Consider the following 21548-nt stretch of genomic DNA (forward strand, 5'->3'; position numbering starts at 1 on the left):
ATGGATATGAAAATTTTCTTAGATCAAATGCTGCAATCCGGCAAAGAACTGGCGCAAAAAGGTCAGAATGTGGCGGAACAAAAACTCGGTGTTCCGGCTGAAGGTGAACAGCGTGAACAGATGTTGTCTGGCATGAAAACGGGGGCAGCTGCCGCTGGGGTATTGGCCTTATTGCTGGGCACCAGTGCGGGGCGGCGGGTCACGGGGGCGGCGGTGAAAGTTGGTAGCTTGGCTGCTTTAGGTGGCCTGGCTTATCAGATGTATCGTCAGTGGGAAACCAATGCGGGCAATGCCAGCACGGCGACGCCAAGTGACCCCGCGTTACTGGAAGCACCTGCCCCTAAGGCAACCGTCGAGATTCTGCTAAAAGCCATGATTGCTGCGGCTAAAGCCGATGGGCATGTGGATTCTGCTGAATTGGCGAGTATTCGTCAGCAATTAGCCGGTATTGAGACTGAAGCGGATGTCAATGATATGATTCTGCATGAGTTGGCTCAGCCTTTGGATGCCAAGCAAATTGCAGCGTTGGCGAATAACGACTTGGCGGTGGCGACGGAAATTTATTTGGTCTCAGCAGCTATTATTGATGGCGCTAATGAAGCAGAAAAAGCCTATTTAGAAGACTTGCGTGGTGCTTTGCGATTACCTGAAGAAGTTTCCGCGCAGTAAGTTGGCACTGTTGTAGAGACGCAAAATTTTGCGTCTCTACAGAGGCTGTGTGCCTTTCAGGATTTGTCATCATCCTCAAACACGTCTTTCAGACGGCGCTCCAGCGCTTTGCGCTCTAAGTAGTCTTCGAGATTACGCCGTACCACGTGAGGTTTAATTTTCTTGCCATCTGTGTGTACGGCTGTTTTTTCTAACTGGAAAAGTTCGTCTTCTTGTTCCGTGTAATAGTCTTTGTTATCACGCATGAAATAACTCCTTTTGTCGTTATTTATTTGATTTTCATCAGTTTTATATGGGTGACAATTGTATGCAGCATTAACTTAACTCATGCTGATTATTTTACCGCTTGTTGCCTGAAAGTCGCTGCTTGTGCGCGTAATTGCTCTGGTGTTATATCACCAACAAGGCGCAATGCCCGTAACTCTTCTCCGGCATTGTTGAAAAATACAATAGCAGGAGGGGCTACGACATCGAAGCGTTTTTGCAGTGCCAAGTCATGGTCATTCTGGTCAGTGACATCGACTTTCAAAAAGAGCGTATTACCCAAGATTTTGATGGATTCTGGATCTCTGAAAGTGGTTTTTTCCATCGTATGGCAATAGCTGCACCAATCAGCATAGAAGTCCAGCATCACAGGGCGTTGTTGCGCTTTCGCTTGTTGCAGTGCAGTTTCTAGCGCGGCAACGTTTTGAATGCGTTGAAACGAGATGGCGACCTCAGCGGCTTGACCAGACGCTATGCCCACGGAAAAAACACCTTTTAGTGGTTGCAGCAAGTTTGTGCTACCGGCAGCTAAACCGAGCAAGATTAATGCGCCGTAGAATAATTGCAGCATACCCGTGCTTTTCCAAAAGCGCCCCCAGCCTCCGGCATCTTCGTCAACTTTTTCCAATGCGCCCATGTAAACGCCGGATGAAACTAACAGAATGCCGGTAAGTGCCATCGTGATTTCGATAGAAACAATACGGCTGAGCATGTAAATCGCCACACCCAGCATAATAATGCCAAAGAGTGCTTTGACGGTATCCATCCAAATGCCAGCGCGTGGTAACAGATGCCCGGCAGACGTGCCAATGAGAATTAAGGGTACACCGATGCCCATTCCCAGTGAGAATAAAGCAGCCGCGCCTAACCATGCATTATGGCTTTGGGTAATAAACGTTAAAATACCGGCAATCGCTGGACCAGCACAGGGACCAACAATCAAGGTCGAGAGGAAGCCCATAATGGCAGCGCCAACAAAGCTACCGCTTTCTTGTTTATTACTGAGGTCATTTAAACGACTTTGCAGGCTATTAGGTAATTGTAAGTCGTAAAAGCCAAACATGGAGAGGGCAAGAGCGACAAAGAGTGCGCTCATTAAACCGATGGCAATGGGGTGTTGCAGCACCGCTTGGAGGTTTTGCCCAAAATATCCAAAGACAAAACCAACAATCGCATAAGCGACGGCACCTGAAACAACATAAGTGACGGAAAGCCATAAGGCTTTACTGGAGGAGGTGTTGCCAGACCCTGCAATGATGCCAGAAAGAATAGGAACCATCGGGAAAATACACGGGGTAAAAGCCAGTAATAAGCCTAACCCAAAAGTAATTGCCATGATTTGCAGAAACGAGCTATCTTCAAGGCGTTGCGTTAATGCATCTTGTTGATTAAGCGGGGCTTGAGTAGCGGAATTGCTTTCAGTGCCAGTGAGTGGTTTTGCATCTGCCAAGCCAGTCAGCGTCAATTCACGGCTATGTTTGACTGGGGGGTAGCAAATACCTGTGCTATCGGAACAACCTTGGTATTCGGTTTCCACCACCAGCTTTTGCAGACCAGTCGATTGCAGTATCGGGATTTTGACATCAATATCTTCACCGTAGACTTCTATCTTGCCAAAGTATTCATCGTCAACGATTTTACCTGTCGGAAAAATAGGTGAGCCAAGCGTGACACCTTGTGGTTCTTTAACAGTGAATTGAATTTTAGGACGGTATAAATGATGGTCTGGCTGGATAGTCCAATGTGCATTTAACATGCCTTTATCGAGTGCAGTGAGTTCAAATACGAATGCCTGCTCGACGGGAATGGCACTGCCAGCTTTGGGTTTCTGAGCCTGTTTAATAATGTTGGTCAGTGCTGTATCGGAAGCCGGTGTTTCTGTCTTGGCTACCGGTGCTGCGGTTTTATCAGTGGTATTATCTAGCGCAGCTAATTGTAATTTAGCGGTTTTTTTCTGAGGGGCATAACATAAACCCGCATCGGCACACCCCTGATATTTGACTTTGAGTGCCAGTTCCAGCGCTTGTGAAGCGGTTTGACCGCGCTCGACCGGAATCTCAATTGCTACCTGATTATGGTAAACCTCGGTCTGACCAAAATTAGGGTCGTTTTTACTTTCGCCAGTGGGAAATGCTGGGGCAGACAAGCTTAAGTTTGGCGTTTCCGCCTCAAACGTAAAGCGTTCACGATAAAGGTAATAGCCTTGGGCAATATCCCAGGTCGCTTTGATTTTATCAGGTGCAATGACTTCAGCCTTGAATTTGAAGGCTTGGTCTGGTGGCAGCAGGTCTTCCTGCTTGAGTGCATGAGCTTGCATTGAAGCTACCAGCAATAGCAGGAAGCAGAGTAGTTTTCTCATTGTTGGTCGCTCTCTAACCTGCACACGAGGGATGGGCTGTTAGCCTGATCCGGCAGGAATCTCATTACAAGTATGCAATCCGTTATGCAATCCGTCATCTTTCAGTGTGGTGTAATTGAATTCGGGTAATAGTAGAGTAAATGTCAGAGATCGGCAAAATATCTTCGCACCATTTTGCATCATATTGAGTGTTTTTGTGGGTCGACAGGGATGTGAGCCTAAAGTGGTCGCCTGAAGTTGTGCTTTGTGCAACAGGATGTGGTTTGAATGCAACAGGATGTGTGTGGATAAAACGAAAGCCTAAGGCACTCAGGCTTTCGTCATGGTTTGCGCTATTGGCAATTATTCAGGAATCAAGCAGTCGTTTAAGTCACGACCGCCAGAGATCCATTCTTCAACCCAACCTGGTTTTCTACCGCGCCCGCTCCACGTTTGTTCTGGGTTATTGGGGTTGCTGTATTTTGCTTTAACAATGCGTTTTTTAGCGGGGCGTGATTGCATGACTTCTATAACTTCTTCAAGTGTAAAGCCTGAACGCTCAACCATGTCTTCAATCGCTTCGCGTAAACTTAATAGCTCACCGTCACGGCGATTGGCAATAGCACTCTCAATACTGCCTTTGAGTTTTTCAAGTTCTAAAACACTGAGGTTGGAAATATCAACATTAGACATGAATAACACCTTTCCTTTTGCATTATGTTTAAAAAATATATTTTTATATATTCCCGTTATTTAATGAGTTTGTCAAGCAAGGTTTTTTATGAAAATAGACGTTAGTGTTTTAAATTGTACGGAGATGCCCGATGGTGGTTTGTTCTGTCAAAACGTAGTGCGATTGGGATGGCTATTTTTTATCAGACAGGCGGCGTGGCAATTGTCAAGTAAATTGGCTATAATTAAGGGCATTATTTAATCATAATTATTATAGAAAGACCTGTTATTAGGGGAATTTGATGCGATTTGTCGTTCCAATCCTGTCATTGGTTGCGTTGGCAGTCGTTTTTGTCTGGGTAGTGTCCAGCGGCCAGCTAAACAAGACGTCAATGGCAGATAAGTTGTCTGTTTTAACCAATCTTGTGCCTTATTTATTGTTCGGCATGTTTGTTGCGCAAGTCGCAGCCGTTTATCTGTTGGTGCGATTTAGTCGGCGTGCTCCTGTGGTAACGGCATTGGCAGTACATGATGCGGTAGATGAGGTTAAAACTCCCCAAGAGCAGGTAAATACCGAGTGGGTATTGGATGCTTTGGCTGGTGGGGTGATTGTTGCTAACCAACAAGGCATCATTACTTATATGAACACCAGTGCAGAAAAGTTAACGCTGTGGCAGCGTGATAAAGTATTGGGTGAACATGTTAGCCATGTATTGAAGTTAGAAGACTTACAAGGCAATCCATTGGGTGAAAAAGCCTTTGAAACCAATATGTTTCATCCTAATTATCCGCTGCAATTTGGGCAGGTGAAGCTGTACCCGCGTATTGGTGAAGAGCGTTTCGTCGAATTAAACACGACCTGTATACTCGAAAATTGTAAAGCGATTGTATTTATTTTTCGCGATGTTACCGCTGATCGGAAAGTCATTAACCGTTTGTACCGTCAGGCGTCGCGTGATGCATTAACGGATTTGATGAATCGCACCAGTTTTGAACAGTATGTGGAACAACTGGCGCATGATACCTCTGCGTTGACGCGCAGCCATGTGTTAGCCAGCGTGGATTTGGATAATTTCAAAATTATCAATGATACCTGTGGGCATTTAGCCGGGGATGAATTGCTTAAGCAGGTTGCGCAGATCTTCAGGCGCTCAGTGCGGGTTTCCGATAAGGTGGGGAACCTCTAAAAACCCGGCGTATTGCAACGGTTAGCGTTGGCCTATCGGCATTTTGTTAAAAAAACACCAACCCATCTCAATTTTTAGCACACCAAGCCACAATCAGGTTGTTTTTCCGCATTTTTGCTGTTTTTTCGGGAATTTCTCCATCAAATGGGCACAACTCCGCCCTCTCTGAGCGAACAGAGCCGACGCAGGTTATACACGGTTGCTTTGATGCTGAGGCCGAATACTGCCCGTGCCAACCCAATGCTGCGGATGGCTTTGCCACCCATCGCACAGATTGACCCAAACACATGCTCAACCCGTGCGCGGGGTCTGGCGATGCGGGTGTTGCGGCGTTTCTGGCAGTCGGATTGCGGCTTGCCTTTCTTGGCTTTGTGCTGGATGTGTAACCGCCAGCTACCTTGGTTGAGGCGTTGTTCACGGGATTGGTCTTCATAACCTTTGTCCGCCCATACGTCACGGCTGGTGTTGGCTCGGTCAAGCACCGCTTCAAAATGGTTGGTGTCATGCTCTTTGGCGGTGCTGATGTGGCGTTTGCGGATGAGTTTGTATTTCCGATCGGCACTGATACTGAGTTTGTAGCCGTGGTAGCTTTTGCCGTGTTTTTTCGTCCAGCTTGCTTCCGTATCCTTTTGGCGACGTTGGCAGGTGTCCAGCCAGCGGGTGTTGCCGCTTGTTCCAACAGCGCTTTTTCTTCTTTGTGGAAATGTTGTTTAGGGGCTTCCACCAGCGTGGCATCGACGATTTGACCACCACGGGCAATAAAACCGTGTTGTTGTAATTGCCGTTGGACGGCATCAAACAGGGCATCCGCACCACCTGCCGCACTGATCCGTTCACGGAATACCCACAAGGTATTGGCATCCGGGATCGTGCTGGAATGACGCAGGCCACAAAACCGTTGGAACGACAGCCGGTCAAGCAATTGGTATTCCAATGCCTCGTCCGACAGGTTGTACAGGTGTTGCAACACCAAGACCCGTACCATCAGTTCCGTTGGGTAGGGTGGACGGCCTCCTCGCTTGTCACTTGGGCGTGGGGCGATGTGGTCGATTTCTGCTGCCAAGGCGACAAAGTTGACGTGCTGGTTCAGCGTGGACAGCAGGTCGCCCTTGCGGTCGAGTTTCTGTTCACGCTCTTCGGCGGCAAACAGACTGGTTTTGATGGCACTTTTCTTGGGCATGGCTAGTAACGGGGCGGTGGCTCAGATGAGCATTTTCTCACATTTGTGTGGGTATCAGTGGGTTTTTAGAGGTTCCCGGTGGCGCGTATTGGCGGGGATGAATTTGCTGTATTTTTAGAGGGTTGCGGCTTGGAAAAAGGTCGTAGCATTATGGAGTCCATTTTAACGGAATTGCGCAATTTCCGCTTTAGTTGGGAAGGTAAGGTATTTTCTATTGGTGCGAGTGTTGGCTTACTTGAGTTTATGCCAGCTTCCAATCTTCAGATTAAGCAGTTGTTTTCAGATGCAGATAAGGCTTGCTATACCGCTAAAGCCTTGGGGCGTAACCAAGTCTTTGTCCATGCAGAAGAGAAGCGTGAACAAATGTCTAACCAACGGGTGCATGACTGGAGTAAGTTATTAAAAGATGCCTTGCGTGAAGACCGTTTCATTCTGTTTGCTCAGCCAGTAGTGCCGTTGCATTCGGAGCGTCATCAAAGTTTCCGCCAATACGAAATCTTGTTGCGTTTACCGTTTCGACAAGCATTGTTGAATCCCGGTAGCTTTTTGCCGGTGGCTGACCGTCTGGATTTGATGACGAGTATCGACCGTTGGATTATTCGTAAGGCGTTGGAAATGTTAGCGGGCTGTCGCCGTGATAACGCTAACGGCTCCCCCTGTCTGGAAACGCGCTTGATGATCAATTTGTCTGGTCAGTCGGTGCAGGATGCACGCCTATTTCCGTATGTGGAGGAGCAGATCAAACAGTTTGGGATTGATCCCGGCATGATTTGTTTTGAGATTTCGGAATCAGTGGCAATCAGTAACTTTGTCCATGCGAAACGGGTGATGAATGCCTTGCACAGCTTGGGTTGCCATTTGGTGCTCGATGATTTTGGCAGCGGTTTTTCGTCACTCAGTTATTTGCGTGAATTGCCGCTTAGTTACCTCAAAATCGACGGCAATTTCGTGCATAACTTGGTTTCCAGCCCGGTGGATGCGGCAATGGTCAAAGCCGTACACGAAGTGGGGCAGGTCATGAACTTGTTAACCATTGCGGAACTCGTGGAAGATGGTGAAACTTTGCAGCGTTTGCGTAAAATCGGCGTGGATTTCGCTCAAGGTTATTATTGCGGGCGACCTATTCCGTTGCTGCAATTGCGTGAACGTATCCACGGTGAGCAGGCGCTCAACACAAAAGCTGCCTGAATTGGTCTGATTTGGTGGGGTTGCCTTGAAAACACTACCTTCAGACCGATATAGTGATCATTATCGATTTGAATGGAATTTTGTGTGATGCGTCGTTTTCCCGTGTTTTCTGTGCTGCTTTTGGTAATTCCATTCTTTGAGCTGTGGTTGCTCATTAAAGTTGGCAGTGCCATTGGTGCACTGACGACGATTCTGCTGTTAATTCTCTCTGGTTTCTTTGGGATGTATTTATTGCGTCACCAAGGGCTATCTTCGCTGGCAAAATTCCAACACGATATGCAGGCAGGGCAGCGTCCGGCGAAGTCTTTGCTGGAAGGTAGCATGATATTGCTCAGCGGTTTGCTCTTCATCATCCCCGGTTTCTTCACTGATATATTGGGGTTGATCTTGCTGTTTCCGCCAACCCGTTACCTATTAGTCAAAGCGGTGCTCAAGAATGGTGTGGTGTCCGCTTCGGGTTTTCAATACACCCAAACGTCGCGTACTTCCGGCTCTGACATTGAAGGCGAAGTCATTCACCGTACCGATGATACAAAAAATTCACTCGACCGCCCTTGACTTTACTTTGCCCGCCCCTATTATTAGCACTCACTAGCCTTGAGTGCTAACAACAACCCTAATGTCCTAATCCTATTGGTTTGAGGAGAATACTGACCATGAATATCCGTCCATTGCATGACCGCGTTGTAGTACGCCGTATGGAAGAAGAGCGCAAAACTGCCAGCGGCATCATCATCCCTGACAATGCTACTGAAAAGCCTGATCGCGGCGAAGTCCTTGCGGTAGGCCCTGGCAAAGTTGGCGATGACAATGAGCGTATCGCGCTGCAAGTAAAAGTCGGTGACAAAGTTTTGTTCGGTAAATACGCCGGTACAGCAGTAAAAATGGATGGTCAAGAAGTCTTGATCATGCGCGAAGAAGATCTGCTGGCGATTATCGAAGGCTAATTTTAAGAGGATTATGAAATGAGTGCTAAAGAAGTACGTTTTGGTGATGACGCTCGCGTTCGCATGGTTCGCGGCATTAATGTTCTGGCAAACGCTGTAAAAGTTACCTTGGGCCCTAAGGGTCGTAACGTTGTGCTGGAAAAATCTTTCGGCGCACCGACTGTGACCAAAGACGGCGTTTCCGTTGCCAAAGAAATCGAACTGGAAGACAAGTTCGAGAACATGGGCGCACAGTTGGTTAAAGAAGTTTCAAGCAAAACTTCTGATGCTGCTGGTGACGGCACAACGACTGCAACCGTTCTGGCACAAGCGATTGTGCGTGAAGGCATGAAGTCTGTTACCGCTGGAATGAACCCAATGGATCTGAAGCGCGGTATCGACAAAGCAGTCATCGCTGCGGTTGCTGAACTGCACAAGATGTCCAAGCCTTGCGCAGATACCAATGCCATTGCCCAAGTCGGTAGCATTTCTGCTAACTCTGACGACGCTATCGGCAACATCATTGCTACCGCAATGGACAAAGTTGGCAAAGAAGGCGTCATCACCGTTGAAGAAGGCTCAGGTCTGGACAACGAATTGGACGTGGTTGAAGGTATGCAGTTCGATCGTGGCTACCTGTCCCCATACTTTGTGAACAACCAACAAAGCATGTCGGCTGAACTGGAAAGCCCGTTTGTACTGCTGTACGACAAGAAAATTTCCAACATCCGTGAACTACTGCCAGCCCTCGAAGGCGCTGCTAAAGCAGGCAAACCACTGATGATCATCGCGGAAGACATCGAAGGCGAAGCACTGGCGACGCTGGTTGTTAACAACATCCGTGGTATCGTTAAAGTGGCAGCGGTTAAAGCACCGGGCTTCGGCGACCGTCGTAAAGCCATGTTGCAAGACATCGCTATCCTGACTGGCGGCACTGTGATTTCTGAAGAAGTCGGTTTGGCGTTGGATAAAGTCACGCTGGACGATCTGGGTCAAGCGAAACGCATCAACGTTACCAAAGACAACACCACCATCATTGATGGCGCGGGTTCTCCTGATGACATCAAGGCGCGTGTTGACCAAGTGCGTTCACAAATCGAAACCACTTCATCTGATTATGACCGTGAAAAACTGCAAGAACGCGTTGCCAAACTGGCTGGCGGCGTTGCGGTCATCAAGGTCGGTGCTGCTACTGAAATCGAGATGAAAGAGAAGAAAGCTCGCGTTGAAGATGCCCTGCACGCTACCCGTGCTGCGGTTGAAGAAGGCGTTGTTCCTGGCGGTGGTGTTGCACTGGTACGTGCGCTGCAAGCGATTGCAGACCTGAAAGGTGACAACCACGAGCAAGACGTAGGCATCCAAATTGCTATGCGTGCGATGGAAGAGCCACTGCGCCAAATCTGCGCTAACGCTGGTGATGAGCCATCCGTTATCCTGAACGCGGTAAAAGCAGGCGAAGGTAACTACGGTTACAACGCACGTACTTCCGAGTACGGCGATATGATCGCGATGGGTATCCTTGACCCAACTAAAGTTACCCGTACTGCTTTGCAGAACGCGGCATCTGTTTCTGGCTTGATTATCACGACCGAAGCAATGGTTGCTGAGATGCCGAAGAAAGATGGCGGCGGTGCAATGCCTGATATGGGCGGCATGGGTGGTATGGGCGGCATGATGTAATCCTGCGGGAATACATTACCCCCATCCCCGACCCTTCCCCGCAAGGGGTGAAGGGAGCAAGATAAAAAGAAAGCCCCGCTGGTCGGGGTTTTCTTTTGTCTGTTATTTGTCTAAACCATGATTTACAAGATTAAAGGATTAACAGGATAAAAGATCCACCTACCGGCGCAAGTGTTCATTTCAGCCGTTACGGTGTTTGAATTGTATTATGGCGTTGAAAATAGTCAGGCTCACAAACGCAACTTGGCGGTGTTGGAAAAATTCCTGCGTCCGATGACTGTCCTCGATTTTACCTCTGAGGATGCAAAACAGGCTGCACGGATTCGTGCCGATCTCAAGCAAAAAGGTACGCCGATTGGGGCTTATGATCTGCAAATTGCCGCGACAGCGTTAGCCAATGGCTTGACGGTAGTGACTAACAACGCCGATGAGTTTAAGCGGGTTGTTGGGTTGAAGTTGGAGAATTGGGTTTAGGGGGGCTGTTGAATCCATTCGGTTGTCGGCTAACGCCTTGCTCACCGGTGAAGTAAATTGGCGCGTGTTTTTGTGTCTTTTTGCAAAAACCGAGACAGTTTAAGGCGCTCGTGTGCAGCAACTTGTTATGTGCTGACCTCATGCGGTTAAATATTCCAATCTGCATATATCTCTCACATATAGTTAAACTCCGTCAAACAGGCATAAAACTGGAACTTATGCTTGTTTGTTATCTTTGATAATTACCACGCGCCCCATTCACCACAACTTGGGCACTTGATATTAAATGGCTCGATGGCTCTAGTTGATTGATAAGTCCAGTAAGAGCCATTTTTGATTAACCGCGTGTCTGTACTTCTACAGTGATTAAAACTAATGAACTGTTCACAGTCGTTGCATTGCATCCATACCGAACGAGGGGTTCGGGTAACCAGCAATTCCCGCTATCCATCGGTAATCAGAGCTTCGCAGACCTGCGAGGGCTTTGATTTTTACGGGCACAACCATACCCTCCAAGCCCTGAAAGCCTGCCCGAATACCGCCTGACTTTTGCATAACCCAACACCCTGTTGGAAAACCCCAGCGTACCCTCAAGCCTGATTTTCATCCGCTGCGAATGCCTTTGGGTGTCAGGTCAGCATGTTCATAACCCCAAATGATGGCAGCATAGAAGGACTCCCAATCGCTAATCAGATGCTCACGGAACATCCCACGCATCTTCTCCCACAATGCGGTACGGCTCTGTAAGCGGGTGCGGGCGGCTTGGAAGTACTGGCAGCAAGCTTCCTGAATCTGGTCGATCAGGAAGGCCAACATCATCAGGGTGGCGAACACAGTGGAAAGATGTTGCTTGCCATGACCGTAATTATGTTCGAGGTTGTAACCGAGGTTTTTAAGGGTGTTAAAGGTTTCGTTCTCCACCTTCCAGCGGGAACGGCCTGCGCGTACCACATCCGCCACGTTGTCGGCGGTGAGGGGGATGTCAGTCACGCAGTCATAGATAAAGGTTGTACCGTCGGGGCGTTCCTCCCAATAGTCGATGTAGTTGACCCGCACGTCTTGGTTGGCATGGTTGAGCGGGATGTCGTTGGCATAACGGTAGCCACACCGTAACTTTTTGCTCGTCGTGCCTGCCAATTCTTGGGTACTGCCATTGGCTAACCCGTCCAATACCGTCTTCAGTAATAGGCTGCCACTACGGGCTTTGGCGGTAATGATAAAGCTGTAACCGTTTGACTTCAGAAGACGGATGTGCGGTGCATTGCAGGAAAGGGCATCTTGCAGCAGGATCATCTCCATGCGCGGGAAGTCTTGGCGCAACTGGGGGATGAGCCGTTTAGAGGCATTGTGTTCGCAATCATTTTTCTTGCTGCCATCCTGCTTGGTGATGGCCTCTGGGAAAAAGGGTAATACGGTATTCTTGTCAGGGTGAACCAGCACTGCCGCCAGCATCTGGTGGTAATACTCCTCACGTCCGTCCTTGTGTGTCTTAATGCAACAATCCGGGCAAGAGATAGCCCCAGAGCTAAAAATACCTGTTCCATCAATACTGACTAAATACTTTCCTAGAAAACGGTAGCCTTCCAGTATGCCTTGCCGTTGCAGTTCCTGATGGATGGCGCGGAACACCGGGCGCAGACGCTGCGGTTTTACCCCGTCCAATACCGTGCGCATTTGGCTGTCACAGGGAGCATCGGGGATGCCAAACAGGGTTTTCAGGTTGTGCCGTCGTGCCTTGTCCCCGCGCTGTTTGTCAAACTGCAACAGTGAGCCGTCTTTCAACGAAAATAGGGCAAGCCCTGACATCAGCACGTCAACCAAGGGATAGTCGGGTTTGGTTTTGCGGTGGTCAGTGACTTCACTGAAACAGCCGCGCACACGTTCCAGCAATCCGGGGACTGAGAGGGTCTTGCGTAGCTTCAGGCTACCAACAAGAGGCAGGGGAGGTGGTTTTGCAGGCATTTCGTTGCACAGTGACTCGTTTTACAAGACCATGATTATACAGTCATTTTAAGATCGGCGGGAATTGCTGTCGGGTAACCCATTTGCGTTGCTTGTCGTAATAACCTGAAGACTTTTCAATTTTGCGAAGATTTGAGGATCCACAACGGATACAAAATGGTTTTGATACTGTGCGATCATCAGAGCGTTCATTATCTATTGTGCTAGAGTTTTCAAGTTTATATTGTAAAAATAAACCGAGTAATCTTTGTAGTTCATCTGTATATAACTGCCTATCAATCGGGCTTAGAAATATTCCTCCATATTGATGCTTTATGGGGTCACCTCCTCCTATCGGTAACTCGCCTAGAAAGCTATATTTCCCCCAATCTTGAGATGTAACCCGTTCAGGAAGGGCTGTTTTACAAGGGTGAACAATAAATACTGGGTTATCAGTCGATTCTCTATAGTTCTTTTTGTTATAAAGCTGATCAGCAATCCCTATCAAGCCACCAAACCTTTCAAAGGTAGCTTTATTGTAAAACTTTGCATCCAAAACAAAGCGTTTTTTATGAGGCTGGTGATTTTGGGTATCACTTTCTGCATACCACTCAAGATCAATAACAAAATCCGGTCTTTTGCCACTATCCAAAGTTTTCTCATAAGTTAAGGTAATAAAACGCTTTGAATCAGCGTTAGAAAAATTGAATTCAATGTCACGTTCATTGGTTTTAATCGCATTGATTAATTGGTATTTCCAACTATCTTGCAATAAAAACCGAAATGACTCTTTCAGTACTTTAGGGAACCTCTAAAAACCCACTGATACCCACACAAATGTGAGAAAATGCTCATCTGAGCCACCGCCCCGTTACTAGCCATGCCCAAGAAAAGTGCCATCAAAACCAGTCTGTTTGCCGCCGAAGAGCGTGAACAGAAACTCGACCGCAAGGGCGACCTGCTGTCCACGCTGAACCAGCACGTCAACTTTGTCGCCTTGGCAGCAGAAATCGACCACATCGCCCCACGCCCAAGTGACAAGCGAGGAGGCCGTCCACCCTACCCAACGGAACTGATGGTACGGGTCTTGGTGTTGCAACACCTGTACAACCTGTCGGACGAGGCATTGGAATACCAATTGCTTGACCGGCTGTCGTTCCAACGGTTTTGTGGCCTGCGTCATTCCAGCACGATCCCGGATGCCAATACCTTGTGGGTATTCCGTGAACGGATCAGTGCGGCAGGTGGTGCGGATGCCCTGTTTGATGCCGTCCAACGGCAATTACAACAACACGGTTTTATTGCCCGTGGTGGTCAAATCGTTGATGCCACGCTGGTGGAAGCCCCTAAACAACATTTCCACAAAGAAGAAAAAGCGCTGTTGGAACAAGCGGCAACACCTGCTGACTGGACACCTGCCCAACGTCGCCAAAAGGATACGGAAGCAAGCTGGACGAAAAAACACGGTAAAAGTTACCACGGCTACAAACTCAGTATCAGTGCCGATCGGAAATACAAACTCATCCGCAAACACCACATCAGCACCGCCAAAGAACATGACACCAACCATTTTGAAGCGGTGCTTGACCGAGCCAACACCAGCCGTGACGTATGGGCGGACAAAGGTTACGAAGACCAATCCCGTGAACAACGCCTCAACCAAGGTAGCTGGCGGTTACACATCCAGCACAAAGCCAAGAAAGGCAAGCCGCAATCCGACTGCCAGAAGCGCCGCAACACCCGCATCGCCAGACCCCGCGCACGGGTTGAGCATGTGTTTGGGTCAATCTGTGCGATGGGAGGCAAAGCCATCCGCAGCATCGGGTTGGCACGGGCAGTATTCGGCCTCAGCATTAAGGCAACCGTGTATAACTTGCGGCGGCTTTGTTCACTCAAAGAGGGCGGAGTTGTGCCCATTTGATGGAGAAATTCCCGAAAAAACAGCAAAAATGCGGAAAAACCACCTGATTGTGGCTTGGTGTGCTAAAAATTGAGATGGGTTGGTGTTTTTTTAACAAAATGTCGATAGACCAACGCTAACCGTTGCAATACGCCGGGTTTTTAGAGGTTCCCTTTAATAATTTGAAGTAGACACCATCGTTCGTACAAGAGTGGCATATTGACAAGACCAATAGAGTCAATCTCTTCAAGGCTGACTAATAGCTCTTCATCAGCAAGGTTTGTAATTTCCCTCAAAATTTTATAGCCATTATGTATCCCTTGGTAATGGGGGTTCCCTATGTGTCAAGCTACCCTGAGACCACCCCGATAGCGAAATGAATGTATAATCGGGTCAAGACACAGGAAGCAAGACGATGCCGAAACCAACCAGTGAATTACCGGACAACCACGTGATGCCAAACCCACGCCATGAAAAGCGCACCTACCGCTATTTCAGTGCAGCAGACAAGAAACGCATCCTTGCCGAAGCTGATGCCTGCGCTCACGGTGAATTGGGTGAACTGCTACGCAGAGAGAAGATTTACAGCACTCAACTGCAAACATGGCGCAATCAATTGGCAACCGCAGGCGAAACGGGCTTGGAGAACGCCACGGTGGGACGTAAACCGTCAAAAGACAGCAAAGATAAAGCGATAGATGCCCTCCAACGCGAAAACGCCAAGCTGGAACAACGTCTACAGGTGGCGGAAGGCTTATTGGAACTCCAAAAAAAGCCTTCACGCTATTGGATCACCTGAACAACGTGAGCCGCTCATGAGTATCCTACTGGAAAGCCGTCCCCCGGATGTCTCCGTGCGTGCAGGTTGTGCCGCCTTGGCGCTATCACGTGCCAGCTATTACCGCTACAGTAGCAACCAGACGGTCATTGACGTGGTGGCAAACGACGCAGTATCTGACGCTGTGCCGGTGTCTGATGAACCGGCACCGATGGCGGAAACCACCGCAGCGGTTGAAGCCATTGCTATCGTTGAAACCGTTGCTGCCGTCCGCCCGATCCCGGACAATGCTCTAAGTGCCGCCGAACAGGAACAGGTACTGACGGTACTCAACAGTGAACGCTTTGCTGACCAACCACCCGCCGAAGTGTATGCCACCTTGCTGAGCGAAGGCATCTATTACTGCTCCGTCAGCACCATGTACCGCCTGCTGCGCAAAGCTCGGCAAATCGGGGAACGCCGTCCCCAACGTCAACCTCAGACGCACGCCATGCCGCGCCTGCGAGCCACGCGCCCCAACGAAGTGTGGACGTGGGACATCACGAAGTTAGCGACTGAACAACGCGGTGTTTACCTGTCACTGTACGTGGTGCTGGACTTGTACAGCCGTTTCATCGTCGCCTGGATGGTCTCCCGCAAGGAGAACAGCCACCTAGCCAAACAACTGATGCAAGAAGCCAGCACCCGTTACCGCATTGGCTTGGGGGAACTCACCCTGCACCAAGACCGGGGCGCACCCATGACGGCTCACGGCTACCTCGACCTGATGGCAGAACTGGAGATCACCTGTAGCCACAGCCGCCCACGAGTCAGCAACGACAACCCGTTCAGCGAAAGCCAGTTCAAGACCTGCAAGCAACAACCCGATTACCCCGGACGCTTCGCCAGTGTCAGCCATGCGCGGGAATGGTTTGCCGACTACGTGGAATGGTACAACTTCGACCACCAACACAGTGGCTTGGCTTTCTTCACCCCCGAACAAGTGTTCACGAATCGGGTGGGCGACGTGGCTATTTGCCGCCAAACGGCATTGCAAACCGCCTATGAAACCAACCCAAAACGGTTCATCAACGGTGCGCCCGTCGTTAAGTTGCCGCCCAAGGAAGTGTGGATTAATCCGGCACATCCTGACGAAGCGGATGAAAACATAGCAGTGAATTTCCCTACATTATCGGCTGCCAAAAAAGCCTGTTTGTAGTTTTATTTTTTAACAGACCGGTCTCAATTTGCTTGACACGTTCCGTACATAACGATTTTCAGAAACATTATATGAAGGTGTCGTAGCTCGGCTGGTTAAAAATCTTTGGTTGGTTTTACTGGCAAGCTCCATAAATGTGCGATTAACTGGTTTAACCGCTTTGCGGGGCTTTAAATTTTGTATTTCTCGAAGCTCCACTTTAGGAGTGTCTAGAACCTTTTCAGCATGTGAAATAAGGTGGTTAATACACTCAATTACCGTCTCATTAATACCAATGCCACCGCTGGGCTTATCCGTTTGAATAGCACTTGAGTCATCTAATATAAGTTCCCACAAATCATCCTTAAAACTAGACAGGTACGTTTCTAATTGGTCGCGGGTGAAATCCACTGAACCAATAAGTACATGACACGTTTGCTCTTGCAAAATAAGCTTTAGTGTACCAGCAGTGTTTATGTCGGTATGTCGCCAAAATTTATTCTGTTTTTCCCATGAATCTTTTACAATCCACCAGGTTTTACCAGTATCAATATCTTGAATTGGACTAAGATGCTGCGCCTCACCACTAGGTAGCTCAATGTATGGATTTACCTGCTTGCTATCTAAAAAGCGTATTCCAAGTTGTCCACGTAACCCTTCCGTATTGGGATAAATAGTGGTTTCGCATTCGAAAATTTTAATTTTATCATTATATTCAAGGGATAAACTGTTCAAAGACTCCGTTACTTTGGTAACAGTTTCTTTATCGTACCACTGCACTTCAATGTATTTGATTTCAAACTTTGGTTTCATGGTTATGACCAAAAATTCACAACGCCATCATTTGCCTTTGCATCACTAACTACACGTTCTAATGCGGCGACCGCAGAGAAAATCTCAGGCATTTCCTTATAAATTGGTAATAGTTGTTTAATACGCTCTGCAAATACCTTCTCAATTAAATCTAACTTTGTTTGCTGTCCTACTGTTTTGTTCCCATCAAAAGTAAATTTCGGCAGAACTTTATGAAGTAAAAAATTATTGATGGGTTGGAGTGAGTCATTATTTACATCTTTAAAAAGAGCTAAGTAATGGAGTCCCTGACGAATAGTACGCATCCCAAACTCTACACCTAATTTATGGAAAAACTCTCTAGGGCAGCACCAGAAACCATCGCCGCCGGAATTGAACAAGCCATTGAACGTAAACGTGATGTGGCTTACTTGCCGGGCTGGTGGTGGCTGATCATGACAGTGATCCGCGCCATTCCTGAAACCATCTTCAAACGCTTGGCGCTGTAATGCCATGAAACTGTTGTTATGGTTTGAACATTTCATTTTCCACACAGCGGTATGGAAGCTGGTGACGGTCATTCTATTGGTGATGCTGTTCAAAACCGGCATCTGGTACATCCCCAATCTGGAGATGTCGCTGGCACTGGCCTTGAACCCGTTTGCCAACCCATTCACCGACCCGAATGCACATTATCTGGTGTGGAACTGGCTTAGCCCCTTCATAGCGTGGTTATTGGGCATCAAGGCGTTCTGGGCATTTTTCCTGCTGCATCTGGGTTTTGTGGTGGCCTTTACGGCACTATTCATCCGGCAGATATTTGTCCGCTTGCCGGAACGCGAAGCGCGGGTAGCACTGATCGTGTTCGCACTGCTGCCGGTATCGGCAACAGCATATTTCTGGACAGGGCCAGATGCGCTGACACTGTTGTTGCTGTTGCTGGCGGTGGGAGAAATCCCCCCTAGCCCCCCTTTTGCAAAGGGGGGAACAGGAAACTGGCCTATTCTAGCCTCCCCCTTTGCAAAAGGGGGATTGAGGGGGATTTTCTTCCTCTGCATTGGCATCCTGTTGGGAATGCAGCATTTTGAGCAGGCATTATTCGCCATAGGAGGCTTGCTGTTTGCACTGCTACTCGACAAAAAATCACCTGTTTTCCCGTTATTTCTGCTGGCGGGGATTGTGGCAGGCAAACTGACACTGATTGGTGTCTTCAACCATGCGGATATGCAGGTGAACAGCGGCAGGACATTCTGGCTACAGGAACACCTCGACCTGTTGTTAGGTTCGTTCTTTTTCCACTTGCATCACATTCTGTGGTCGGTGCTGGGGCTGGGCTGGTTGGTGGCACTGAAATATGCGGATCAGGGCAGGCAGTCGTTGGCGTTTTTTCTCACGCTGGCGGGTTTGCTGCTGCTGTTACTGGTGTCGGCTGACCAGACACGGGTATTGGCAATTGTCACCTTCCCGTTACTGGCGGTTTACTGGCTGTTAAACCGGGAGTTCCTGACGCAATTCACTGACCGACAAGTAGCGGGGCTATTCCTGCTATGGCTACTGATACCGTGGAGCTGGGTGTGGATCGGAGAACCGCGCACCTCTGCCCTGCCTTACGACCTTGCCTGGCTACTGAACAACATGTTTGGCTGGTTTGACGTGCCTGCCAACCCTGCCTTATGGCCGTTTGCCGATGAGTTGCATAAGTGGTGAAACAACAATGAAAACAGAGAACTCCTATAACAATAGTTCATGTTTTTCTGCTGGATACGCCACAATATCCATGCAAATGGAACAGCCTTCCTGAAAGCGACGGATCACAGCCTCAATATCACATCCACAAAACTCCAGCTCATCCACACCCCGGATAATCGCCAGTTGCCAGCTATCATCCGGCAACAAGGCTTGCAGATAGTCTCGCATGGTAACGCCAGAAACACTTTGCAAAAAACCTTCCGACAATTCGCTGATCATGATGGGGCGATCCTGCTGGATAATACGCTTCATCCCTTGGATTGCCAGGTATTCTGCACCTTCAATATCCATCTTGATCAGATCAATAGGCTTATCGGATACCAGTACATCATCCAGCCGCACCGCATATACCAGCACTGATTCCAGTATGGCTTCGAGGTTTGCGTCCAATGCAAACACATTGCCGCTATTGCCCGCACTGTCATCGTAATTCAGGAAACCTTTTTTCTCCGCCAGCGCAAACGGCAATACCTCCACGTTATGGCAAGCGTTCAGCATCAGATTGAGGTTCAGTAGCTTGAGGTTGTAAGGGTAGGGTTCGACCGCAAACACCTTGCCGATTTCACCCACCAGACGCGACGCCAGCAGGCTGAAATAACCGATATTTGCACCAATATCGACAAAGTTCATACCCGGCGAGAGCACCTTTTTAACAATGGACGTGACCGCAGCCTCATAATCCCGGCTATCCCGCAGACTACCGCACACCTTATCATCCCGGCTGATGCAAATACGGAAACCTTCCAGCGTGTCGATGATGTCATGCCCGCTTTCCGCCAGCGAACTACTGCTCAACTTGCGGCTTTTGAACTCGTTGCTATGCAGGAATTTACTGACAATCTCAACCAGTGGTATACCAGCAGTCTGGCGATGCCCATGCCATTCCTTTTCCCCTGGATTACGGTTCAGCAGCAGACGGAAACAGGCAGCAATATCTTCCTCACTGGCTGTCAATAGAAAAGGACGAGAATAAACCTCCGCCTTTTTCACAACATCCTGTTGCCCAAACAACCTATTTAGCAGTTTCACTTTTTCACTTCCTCATTAATAAGTTTCTTGGCACAGTTACCTTTCAATACCGCGAGATGATGAAACCCGACACCCAACTTACGCAAATCTGTGTTGCCCTGATCCCAGTCTGCCGGGTATCCCGGTGCAGTTGGTTCAACTTCAATAATCGAAACTGGTTCTGGCAATATAAAATCAAACTGGTAGGTTCTTACTGCTTCTGTTTCAGGTAGCCATGACTGCGTTACGCCCCCCATGCGCACCCATATATCCCTACCTACTTGCTTAGGCGTAGTATGTGCTTTTATCACTAAGCAGACGTCCCCCAGGAGTGGTTCACGCATGGTGACCCTGACAGTTGGACTAAGAACAGCATCACTCCAACGCCCCCAATCCTCAACTACCGACAACCCCGTCGTGAATGCCACAAATTCTGGTATCCCCGGTCTAGAAAAAGTAAACCCATCCTCCAAAGTTGCAGGGTAATGCTTCGGACGCCAGGGAACCTCTAAAAACCCACTGATACCCACACAAATGTGAGAAAATGCTCATCTGAGCCACCGCCCCGTTACTAGCCATGCCCAAGAAAAGTGCCATCAAAACCAGTCTGTTTGCCGCCGAAGAGCGTGAACAGAAACTCGACCGCAAGGGCGACCTGCTGTCCACGCTGAACCAGCACGTCAACTTTGTCGCCTTGGCAGCAGAAATCGACCACATCGCCCCACGCCCAAGTGACAAGCGAGGAGGCCGTCCACCCTACCCAACGGAACTGATGGTACGGGTCTTGGTGTTGCAACACCTGTACAACCTGTCGGACGAGGCATTGGAATACCAATTGCTTGACCGGCTGTCGTTCCAACGGTTTTGTGGCCTGCGTCATTCCAGCACGATCCCGGATGCCAATACCTTGTGGGTATTCCGTGAACGGATCAGTGCGGCAGGTGGTGCGGATGCCCTGTTTGATGCCGTCCAACGGCAATTACAACAACACGGTTTTATTGCCCGTGGTGGTCAAATCGTCGATGCCACGCTGGTGGAAGCCCCTAAACAACATTTCCACAAAGAAGAAAAAGCGCTGTTGGAACAAGCGGCAACACCCGCTGGCTGGACACCTGCCAACGTCGCCAAAAGGATACGGAAGCAAGCTGGACGAAAAAACACGGCAAAAGCTACCACGGCTACAAACTCAGTATCAGTGCCGATCGGAAATACAAACTCATCCGCAAACGCCACATCAGCACCGCCAAAGAGCATGACACCAACCATTTTGAAGCGGTGCTTGACCGAGCCAACACCAGCCGTGACGTATGGGCGGACAAAGGTTATGAAGACCAATCCCGTGAACAACGCCTCAACCAAGGTAGCTGGCGGTTACACATCCAGCACAAAGCCAAGAAAGGCAAGCCGCAATCCGACTGCCAGAAACGCCGCAACACCCGCATCGCCAGACCCCGCGCACGGGTTGAGCATGTGTTTGGGTCAATCTGTGCGATGGGTGGCAAAGCCATCCGCAGCATTGGGTTGGCACGGGCAGTATTCGGCCTCAGCATCAAAGCAACCGTGTATAACCTGCGTCGGCTCTGTTCGCTCAGAGAGGGCGGAGTTGTGCCCATTTGATGGAGAAA

The 21548-nt window shown here is 48.9% G+C and carries 21 protein-coding genes and 2 pseudogenes; 13 read left to right on the plus strand and 10 right to left on the minus strand.

Features of this window, described 5'->3' with window-relative positions; genetic code table 11:
* The gene (locus L2Y54_RS12220; RefSeq protein ID WP_236496388.1) at positions 1 to 669 is read left to right on the plus strand and encodes a tellurite resistance TerB family protein; all 669 of its coding nucleotides are present in this window, start codon (positions 1 to 3) and stop codon (positions 667 to 669) included.
* A 56-nt stretch (positions 670 to 725) separates the two neighbouring features.
* Here L2Y54_RS12220 and L2Y54_RS12225 read toward each other — a convergent pair whose 3' ends face one another.
* From L2Y54_RS12225 to L2Y54_RS12235, 3 genes are all read right to left on the minus strand, one after another.
* Positions 726 to 914, minus strand: a complete 189-nt coding sequence (locus L2Y54_RS12225) for a PA3496 family putative envelope integrity protein (RefSeq protein WP_236496389.1) — start codon at positions 912 to 914, stop codon at positions 726 to 728.
* Between the two features lie 89 nt (positions 915 to 1003).
* Positions 1004 to 3292, minus strand: a complete 2289-nt coding sequence (locus L2Y54_RS12230; protein WP_236496390.1) for a protein-disulfide reductase DsbD — start codon at positions 3290 to 3292, stop codon at positions 1004 to 1006.
* A gap of 342 nt (positions 3293 to 3634) precedes the next feature.
* The gene (locus tag L2Y54_RS12235) at positions 3635 to 3964 is read right to left on the minus strand and encodes an H-NS histone family protein (protein WP_236496391.1); all 330 of its coding nucleotides are present in this window, start codon (positions 3962 to 3964) and stop codon (positions 3635 to 3637) included.
* Between the two features lie 281 nt (positions 3965 to 4245).
* Here L2Y54_RS12235 and L2Y54_RS12240 point away from each other — a divergent pair, with 281 nt between their 5' ends.
* On the plus strand, positions 4246 to 5130 hold the full coding sequence (locus tag L2Y54_RS12240) for a diguanylate cyclase (RefSeq protein WP_236496392.1): 885 nt from the start codon (positions 4246 to 4248) through the stop codon (positions 5128 to 5130).
* Between the two features lie 140 nt (positions 5131 to 5270).
* On the opposite strand, the pseudogene L2Y54_RS12245 reads toward L2Y54_RS12240, so the two are convergent.
* Positions 5271 to 6310: pseudogene (locus L2Y54_RS12245) on the minus strand (IS5 family transposase).
* 78 nt (positions 6311 to 6388) lie between these two features.
* Between L2Y54_RS12245 and L2Y54_RS12250 the strand changes: the two are divergent.
* The 5 genes from L2Y54_RS12250 (at position 6389) to L2Y54_RS12270 (ending at position 10578) form a co-directional block, all read left to right on the plus strand.
* Complete coding sequence (locus tag L2Y54_RS12250; protein WP_236496393.1) at positions 6389 to 7498, plus strand: EAL domain-containing protein; 1110 nt, start codon at positions 6389 to 6391, stop codon at positions 7496 to 7498.
* 87 nt (positions 7499 to 7585) lie between these two features.
* Positions 7586 to 8056, plus strand: coding sequence for an FxsA family protein (locus tag L2Y54_RS12255; protein ID WP_236496394.1), 471 nt, complete (start codon positions 7586 to 7588; stop codon positions 8054 to 8056).
* Positions 8057 to 8154: 98 nt separating this feature from the next.
* The gene (gene groES / locus L2Y54_RS12260) at positions 8155 to 8445 is read left to right on the plus strand and encodes a co-chaperone GroES (protein WP_093069816.1); all 291 of its coding nucleotides are present in this window, start codon (positions 8155 to 8157) and stop codon (positions 8443 to 8445) included.
* An 18-nt stretch (positions 8446 to 8463) separates the two neighbouring features.
* A complete protein-coding gene (groL, locus tag L2Y54_RS12265; protein WP_236496395.1) occupies positions 8464 to 10104 on the plus strand; it encodes a chaperonin GroEL in 1641 nt (546 codons plus the stop codon).
* Between the two features lie 192 nt (positions 10105 to 10296).
* Positions 10297 to 10578 carry a PIN domain-containing protein gene (locus tag L2Y54_RS12270; RefSeq protein WP_236496397.1) on the plus strand — a complete coding sequence of 94 codons (282 nt, stop codon included), beginning with the start codon at positions 10297 to 10299 and terminating at the stop codon, positions 10576 to 10578.
* A gap of 603 nt (positions 10579 to 11181) precedes the next feature.
* Here the strand turns inward: L2Y54_RS12270 and L2Y54_RS12275 are convergent.
* Together L2Y54_RS12275 and L2Y54_RS12280 are read right to left on the minus strand one after the other, a co-directional pair.
* Complete coding sequence (locus L2Y54_RS12275) at positions 11182 to 12540, minus strand: transposase (RefSeq protein ID WP_236496398.1); 1359 nt, start codon at positions 12538 to 12540, stop codon at positions 11182 to 11184.
* 43 nt (positions 12541 to 12583) lie between these two features.
* Positions 12584 to 13291, minus strand: a complete 708-nt coding sequence (locus L2Y54_RS12280) for a hypothetical protein (RefSeq protein WP_236496400.1) — start codon at positions 13289 to 13291, stop codon at positions 12584 to 12586.
* Between the two features lie 108 nt (positions 13292 to 13399).
* On the opposite strand from L2Y54_RS12280, the gene L2Y54_RS12285 reads away from it, so the two are divergent.
* The 3 genes from L2Y54_RS12285 to L2Y54_RS12295 all read left to right on the plus strand — a co-directional run bounded on the left by L2Y54_RS12285 (position 13400) and on the right by L2Y54_RS12295 (position 16395).
* On the plus strand, positions 13400 to 14440 hold the full coding sequence (locus tag L2Y54_RS12285) for an IS5 family transposase (RefSeq protein WP_236496401.1): 1041 nt from the start codon (positions 13400 to 13402) through the stop codon (positions 14438 to 14440).
* Positions 14441 to 14834: 394 nt separating this feature from the next.
* The gene (locus L2Y54_RS12290) at positions 14835 to 15218 is read left to right on the plus strand and encodes a hypothetical protein (RefSeq protein WP_236496369.1); all 384 of its coding nucleotides are present in this window, start codon (positions 14835 to 14837) and stop codon (positions 15216 to 15218) included.
* Between the two features lie 16 nt (positions 15219 to 15234).
* Positions 15235 to 16395: an IS3 family transposase gene (locus L2Y54_RS12295; RefSeq protein WP_236496403.1), complete on the plus strand. Its 1161-nt coding sequence runs from the start codon at positions 15235 to 15237 to the stop codon at positions 16393 to 16395.
* A 9-nt stretch (positions 16396 to 16404) separates the two neighbouring features.
* Here the strand turns inward: L2Y54_RS12295 and L2Y54_RS12300 are convergent, their stop codons facing one another.
* Together L2Y54_RS12300 and L2Y54_RS12305 are read right to left on the minus strand one after the other, a co-directional pair.
* Positions 16405 to 17187 (minus strand): hypothetical protein, encoded by a 783-nt coding sequence (locus L2Y54_RS12300; protein ID WP_236496404.1) that lies wholly within the window; start codon positions 17185 to 17187, stop codon positions 16405 to 16407.
* Positions 17188 to 17189: 2 nt separating this feature from the next.
* Positions 17190 to 17492, minus strand: a complete 303-nt coding sequence (locus L2Y54_RS12305) for a hypothetical protein (protein WP_236496405.1) — start codon at positions 17490 to 17492, stop codon at positions 17190 to 17192.
* Positions 17493 to 17513: 21 nt separating this feature from the next.
* Between L2Y54_RS12305 and L2Y54_RS12310 the strand changes: the two genes are divergently transcribed.
* Both L2Y54_RS12310 and L2Y54_RS12315 read left to right on the plus strand, forming a co-directional pair.
* On the plus strand, positions 17514 to 17675 hold the full coding sequence (locus tag L2Y54_RS12310; protein WP_236496407.1) for a hypothetical protein: 162 nt from the start codon (positions 17514 to 17516) through the stop codon (positions 17673 to 17675).
* A gap of 4 nt (positions 17676 to 17679) precedes the next feature.
* Positions 17680 to 18873: a hypothetical protein gene (locus L2Y54_RS12315; protein ID WP_236496408.1), complete on the plus strand. Its 1194-nt coding sequence runs from the start codon at positions 17680 to 17682 to the stop codon at positions 18871 to 18873.
* Positions 18874 to 18897: 24 nt separating this feature from the next.
* Here the strand turns inward: L2Y54_RS12315 and L2Y54_RS12320 are convergent, their stop codons facing one another.
* Both L2Y54_RS12320 and L2Y54_RS21890 read right to left on the minus strand, forming a co-directional pair.
* Positions 18898 to 19944, minus strand: a complete 1047-nt coding sequence (locus tag L2Y54_RS12320; RefSeq protein ID WP_236496410.1) for an FkbM family methyltransferase — start codon at positions 19942 to 19944, stop codon at positions 18898 to 18900.
* Positions 19941 to 20453 carry a DUF7024 domain-containing protein gene (locus tag L2Y54_RS21890; protein ID WP_414718425.1) on the minus strand — a complete coding sequence of 171 codons (513 nt, stop codon included), beginning with the start codon at positions 20451 to 20453 and terminating at the stop codon, positions 19941 to 19943. The genes L2Y54_RS12320 and L2Y54_RS21890 overlap by 4 nt, the downstream gene beginning before the upstream one ends.
* Positions 20454 to 20500: 47 nt before the next feature.
* Here L2Y54_RS21890 and L2Y54_RS12330 point away from each other — a divergent pair.
* Positions 20501 to 21540 (plus strand): annotated as a pseudogene (locus L2Y54_RS12330) (IS5 family transposase).
* Positions 21541 to 21548 lie beyond the last annotated feature (8 nt).

This window comes from Thiothrix winogradskyi (genome assembly GCF_021650935.1).
Classification (GTDB): domain Bacteria; phylum Pseudomonadota; class Gammaproteobacteria; order Thiotrichales; family Thiotrichaceae; genus Thiothrix; species Thiothrix winogradskyi.

Bases quoted from the DNA above. Each gene is read 5' to 3' on its own strand.
- L2Y54_RS12315 (WP_236496408.1), top strand. From the start codon at position 17,680: ATGAAACTGTTGTTATGGTTTGAACATTTCATTTTCCACACAGCGGTA.
- L2Y54_RS12310 (WP_236496407.1), top strand. From the start codon at position 17,514: ATGGAAAAACTCTCTAGGGCAGCACCAGAAACCATCGCCGCCGGAATT.
- L2Y54_RS12220 (WP_236496388.1), top strand. From the start codon at position 1: ATGGATATGAAAATTTTCTTAGATCAAATGCTGCAATCCGGCAAAGAA.
- L2Y54_RS12275 (WP_236496398.1), bottom strand. From the start codon at position 12,540: ATGCCTGCAAAACCACCTCCCCTGCCTCTTGTTGGTAGCCTGAAGCTA.
- groL (WP_236496395.1), top strand. From the start codon at position 8,464: ATGAGTGCTAAAGAAGTACGTTTTGGTGATGACGCTCGCGTTCGCATG.
- L2Y54_RS12305 (WP_236496405.1), bottom strand. From the start codon at position 17,492: ATGCGTACTATTCGTCAGGGACTCCATTACTTAGCTCTTTTTAAAGAT.
- L2Y54_RS12235 (WP_236496391.1), bottom strand. From the start codon at position 3,964: ATGTCTAATGTTGATATTTCCAACCTCAGTGTTTTAGAACTTGAAAAA.
- L2Y54_RS12285 (WP_236496401.1), top strand. From the start codon at position 13,400: ATGCCCAAGAAAAGTGCCATCAAAACCAGTCTGTTTGCCGCCGAAGAG.
- L2Y54_RS12290 (WP_236496369.1), top strand. From the start codon at position 14,835: ATGCCGAAACCAACCAGTGAATTACCGGACAACCACGTGATGCCAAAC.
- L2Y54_RS12300 (WP_236496404.1), bottom strand. From the start codon at position 17,187: ATGAAACCAAAGTTTGAAATCAAATACATTGAAGTGCAGTGGTACGAT.
- L2Y54_RS12225 (WP_236496389.1), bottom strand. From the start codon at position 914: ATGCGTGATAACAAAGACTATTACACGGAACAAGAAGACGAACTTTTC.
- L2Y54_RS12230 (WP_236496390.1), bottom strand. From the start codon at position 3,292: ATGAGAAAACTACTCTGCTTCCTGCTATTGCTGGTAGCTTCAATGCAA.
- L2Y54_RS12255 (WP_236496394.1), top strand. From the start codon at position 7,586: ATGCGTCGTTTTCCCGTGTTTTCTGTGCTGCTTTTGGTAATTCCATTC.
- groES (WP_093069816.1), top strand. From the start codon at position 8,155: ATGAATATCCGTCCATTGCATGACCGCGTTGTAGTACGCCGTATGGAA.
- L2Y54_RS12295 (WP_236496403.1), top strand. From the start codon at position 15,235: ATGAGTATCCTACTGGAAAGCCGTCCCCCGGATGTCTCCGTGCGTGCA.
- L2Y54_RS12240 (WP_236496392.1), top strand. From the start codon at position 4,246: ATGCGATTTGTCGTTCCAATCCTGTCATTGGTTGCGTTGGCAGTCGTT.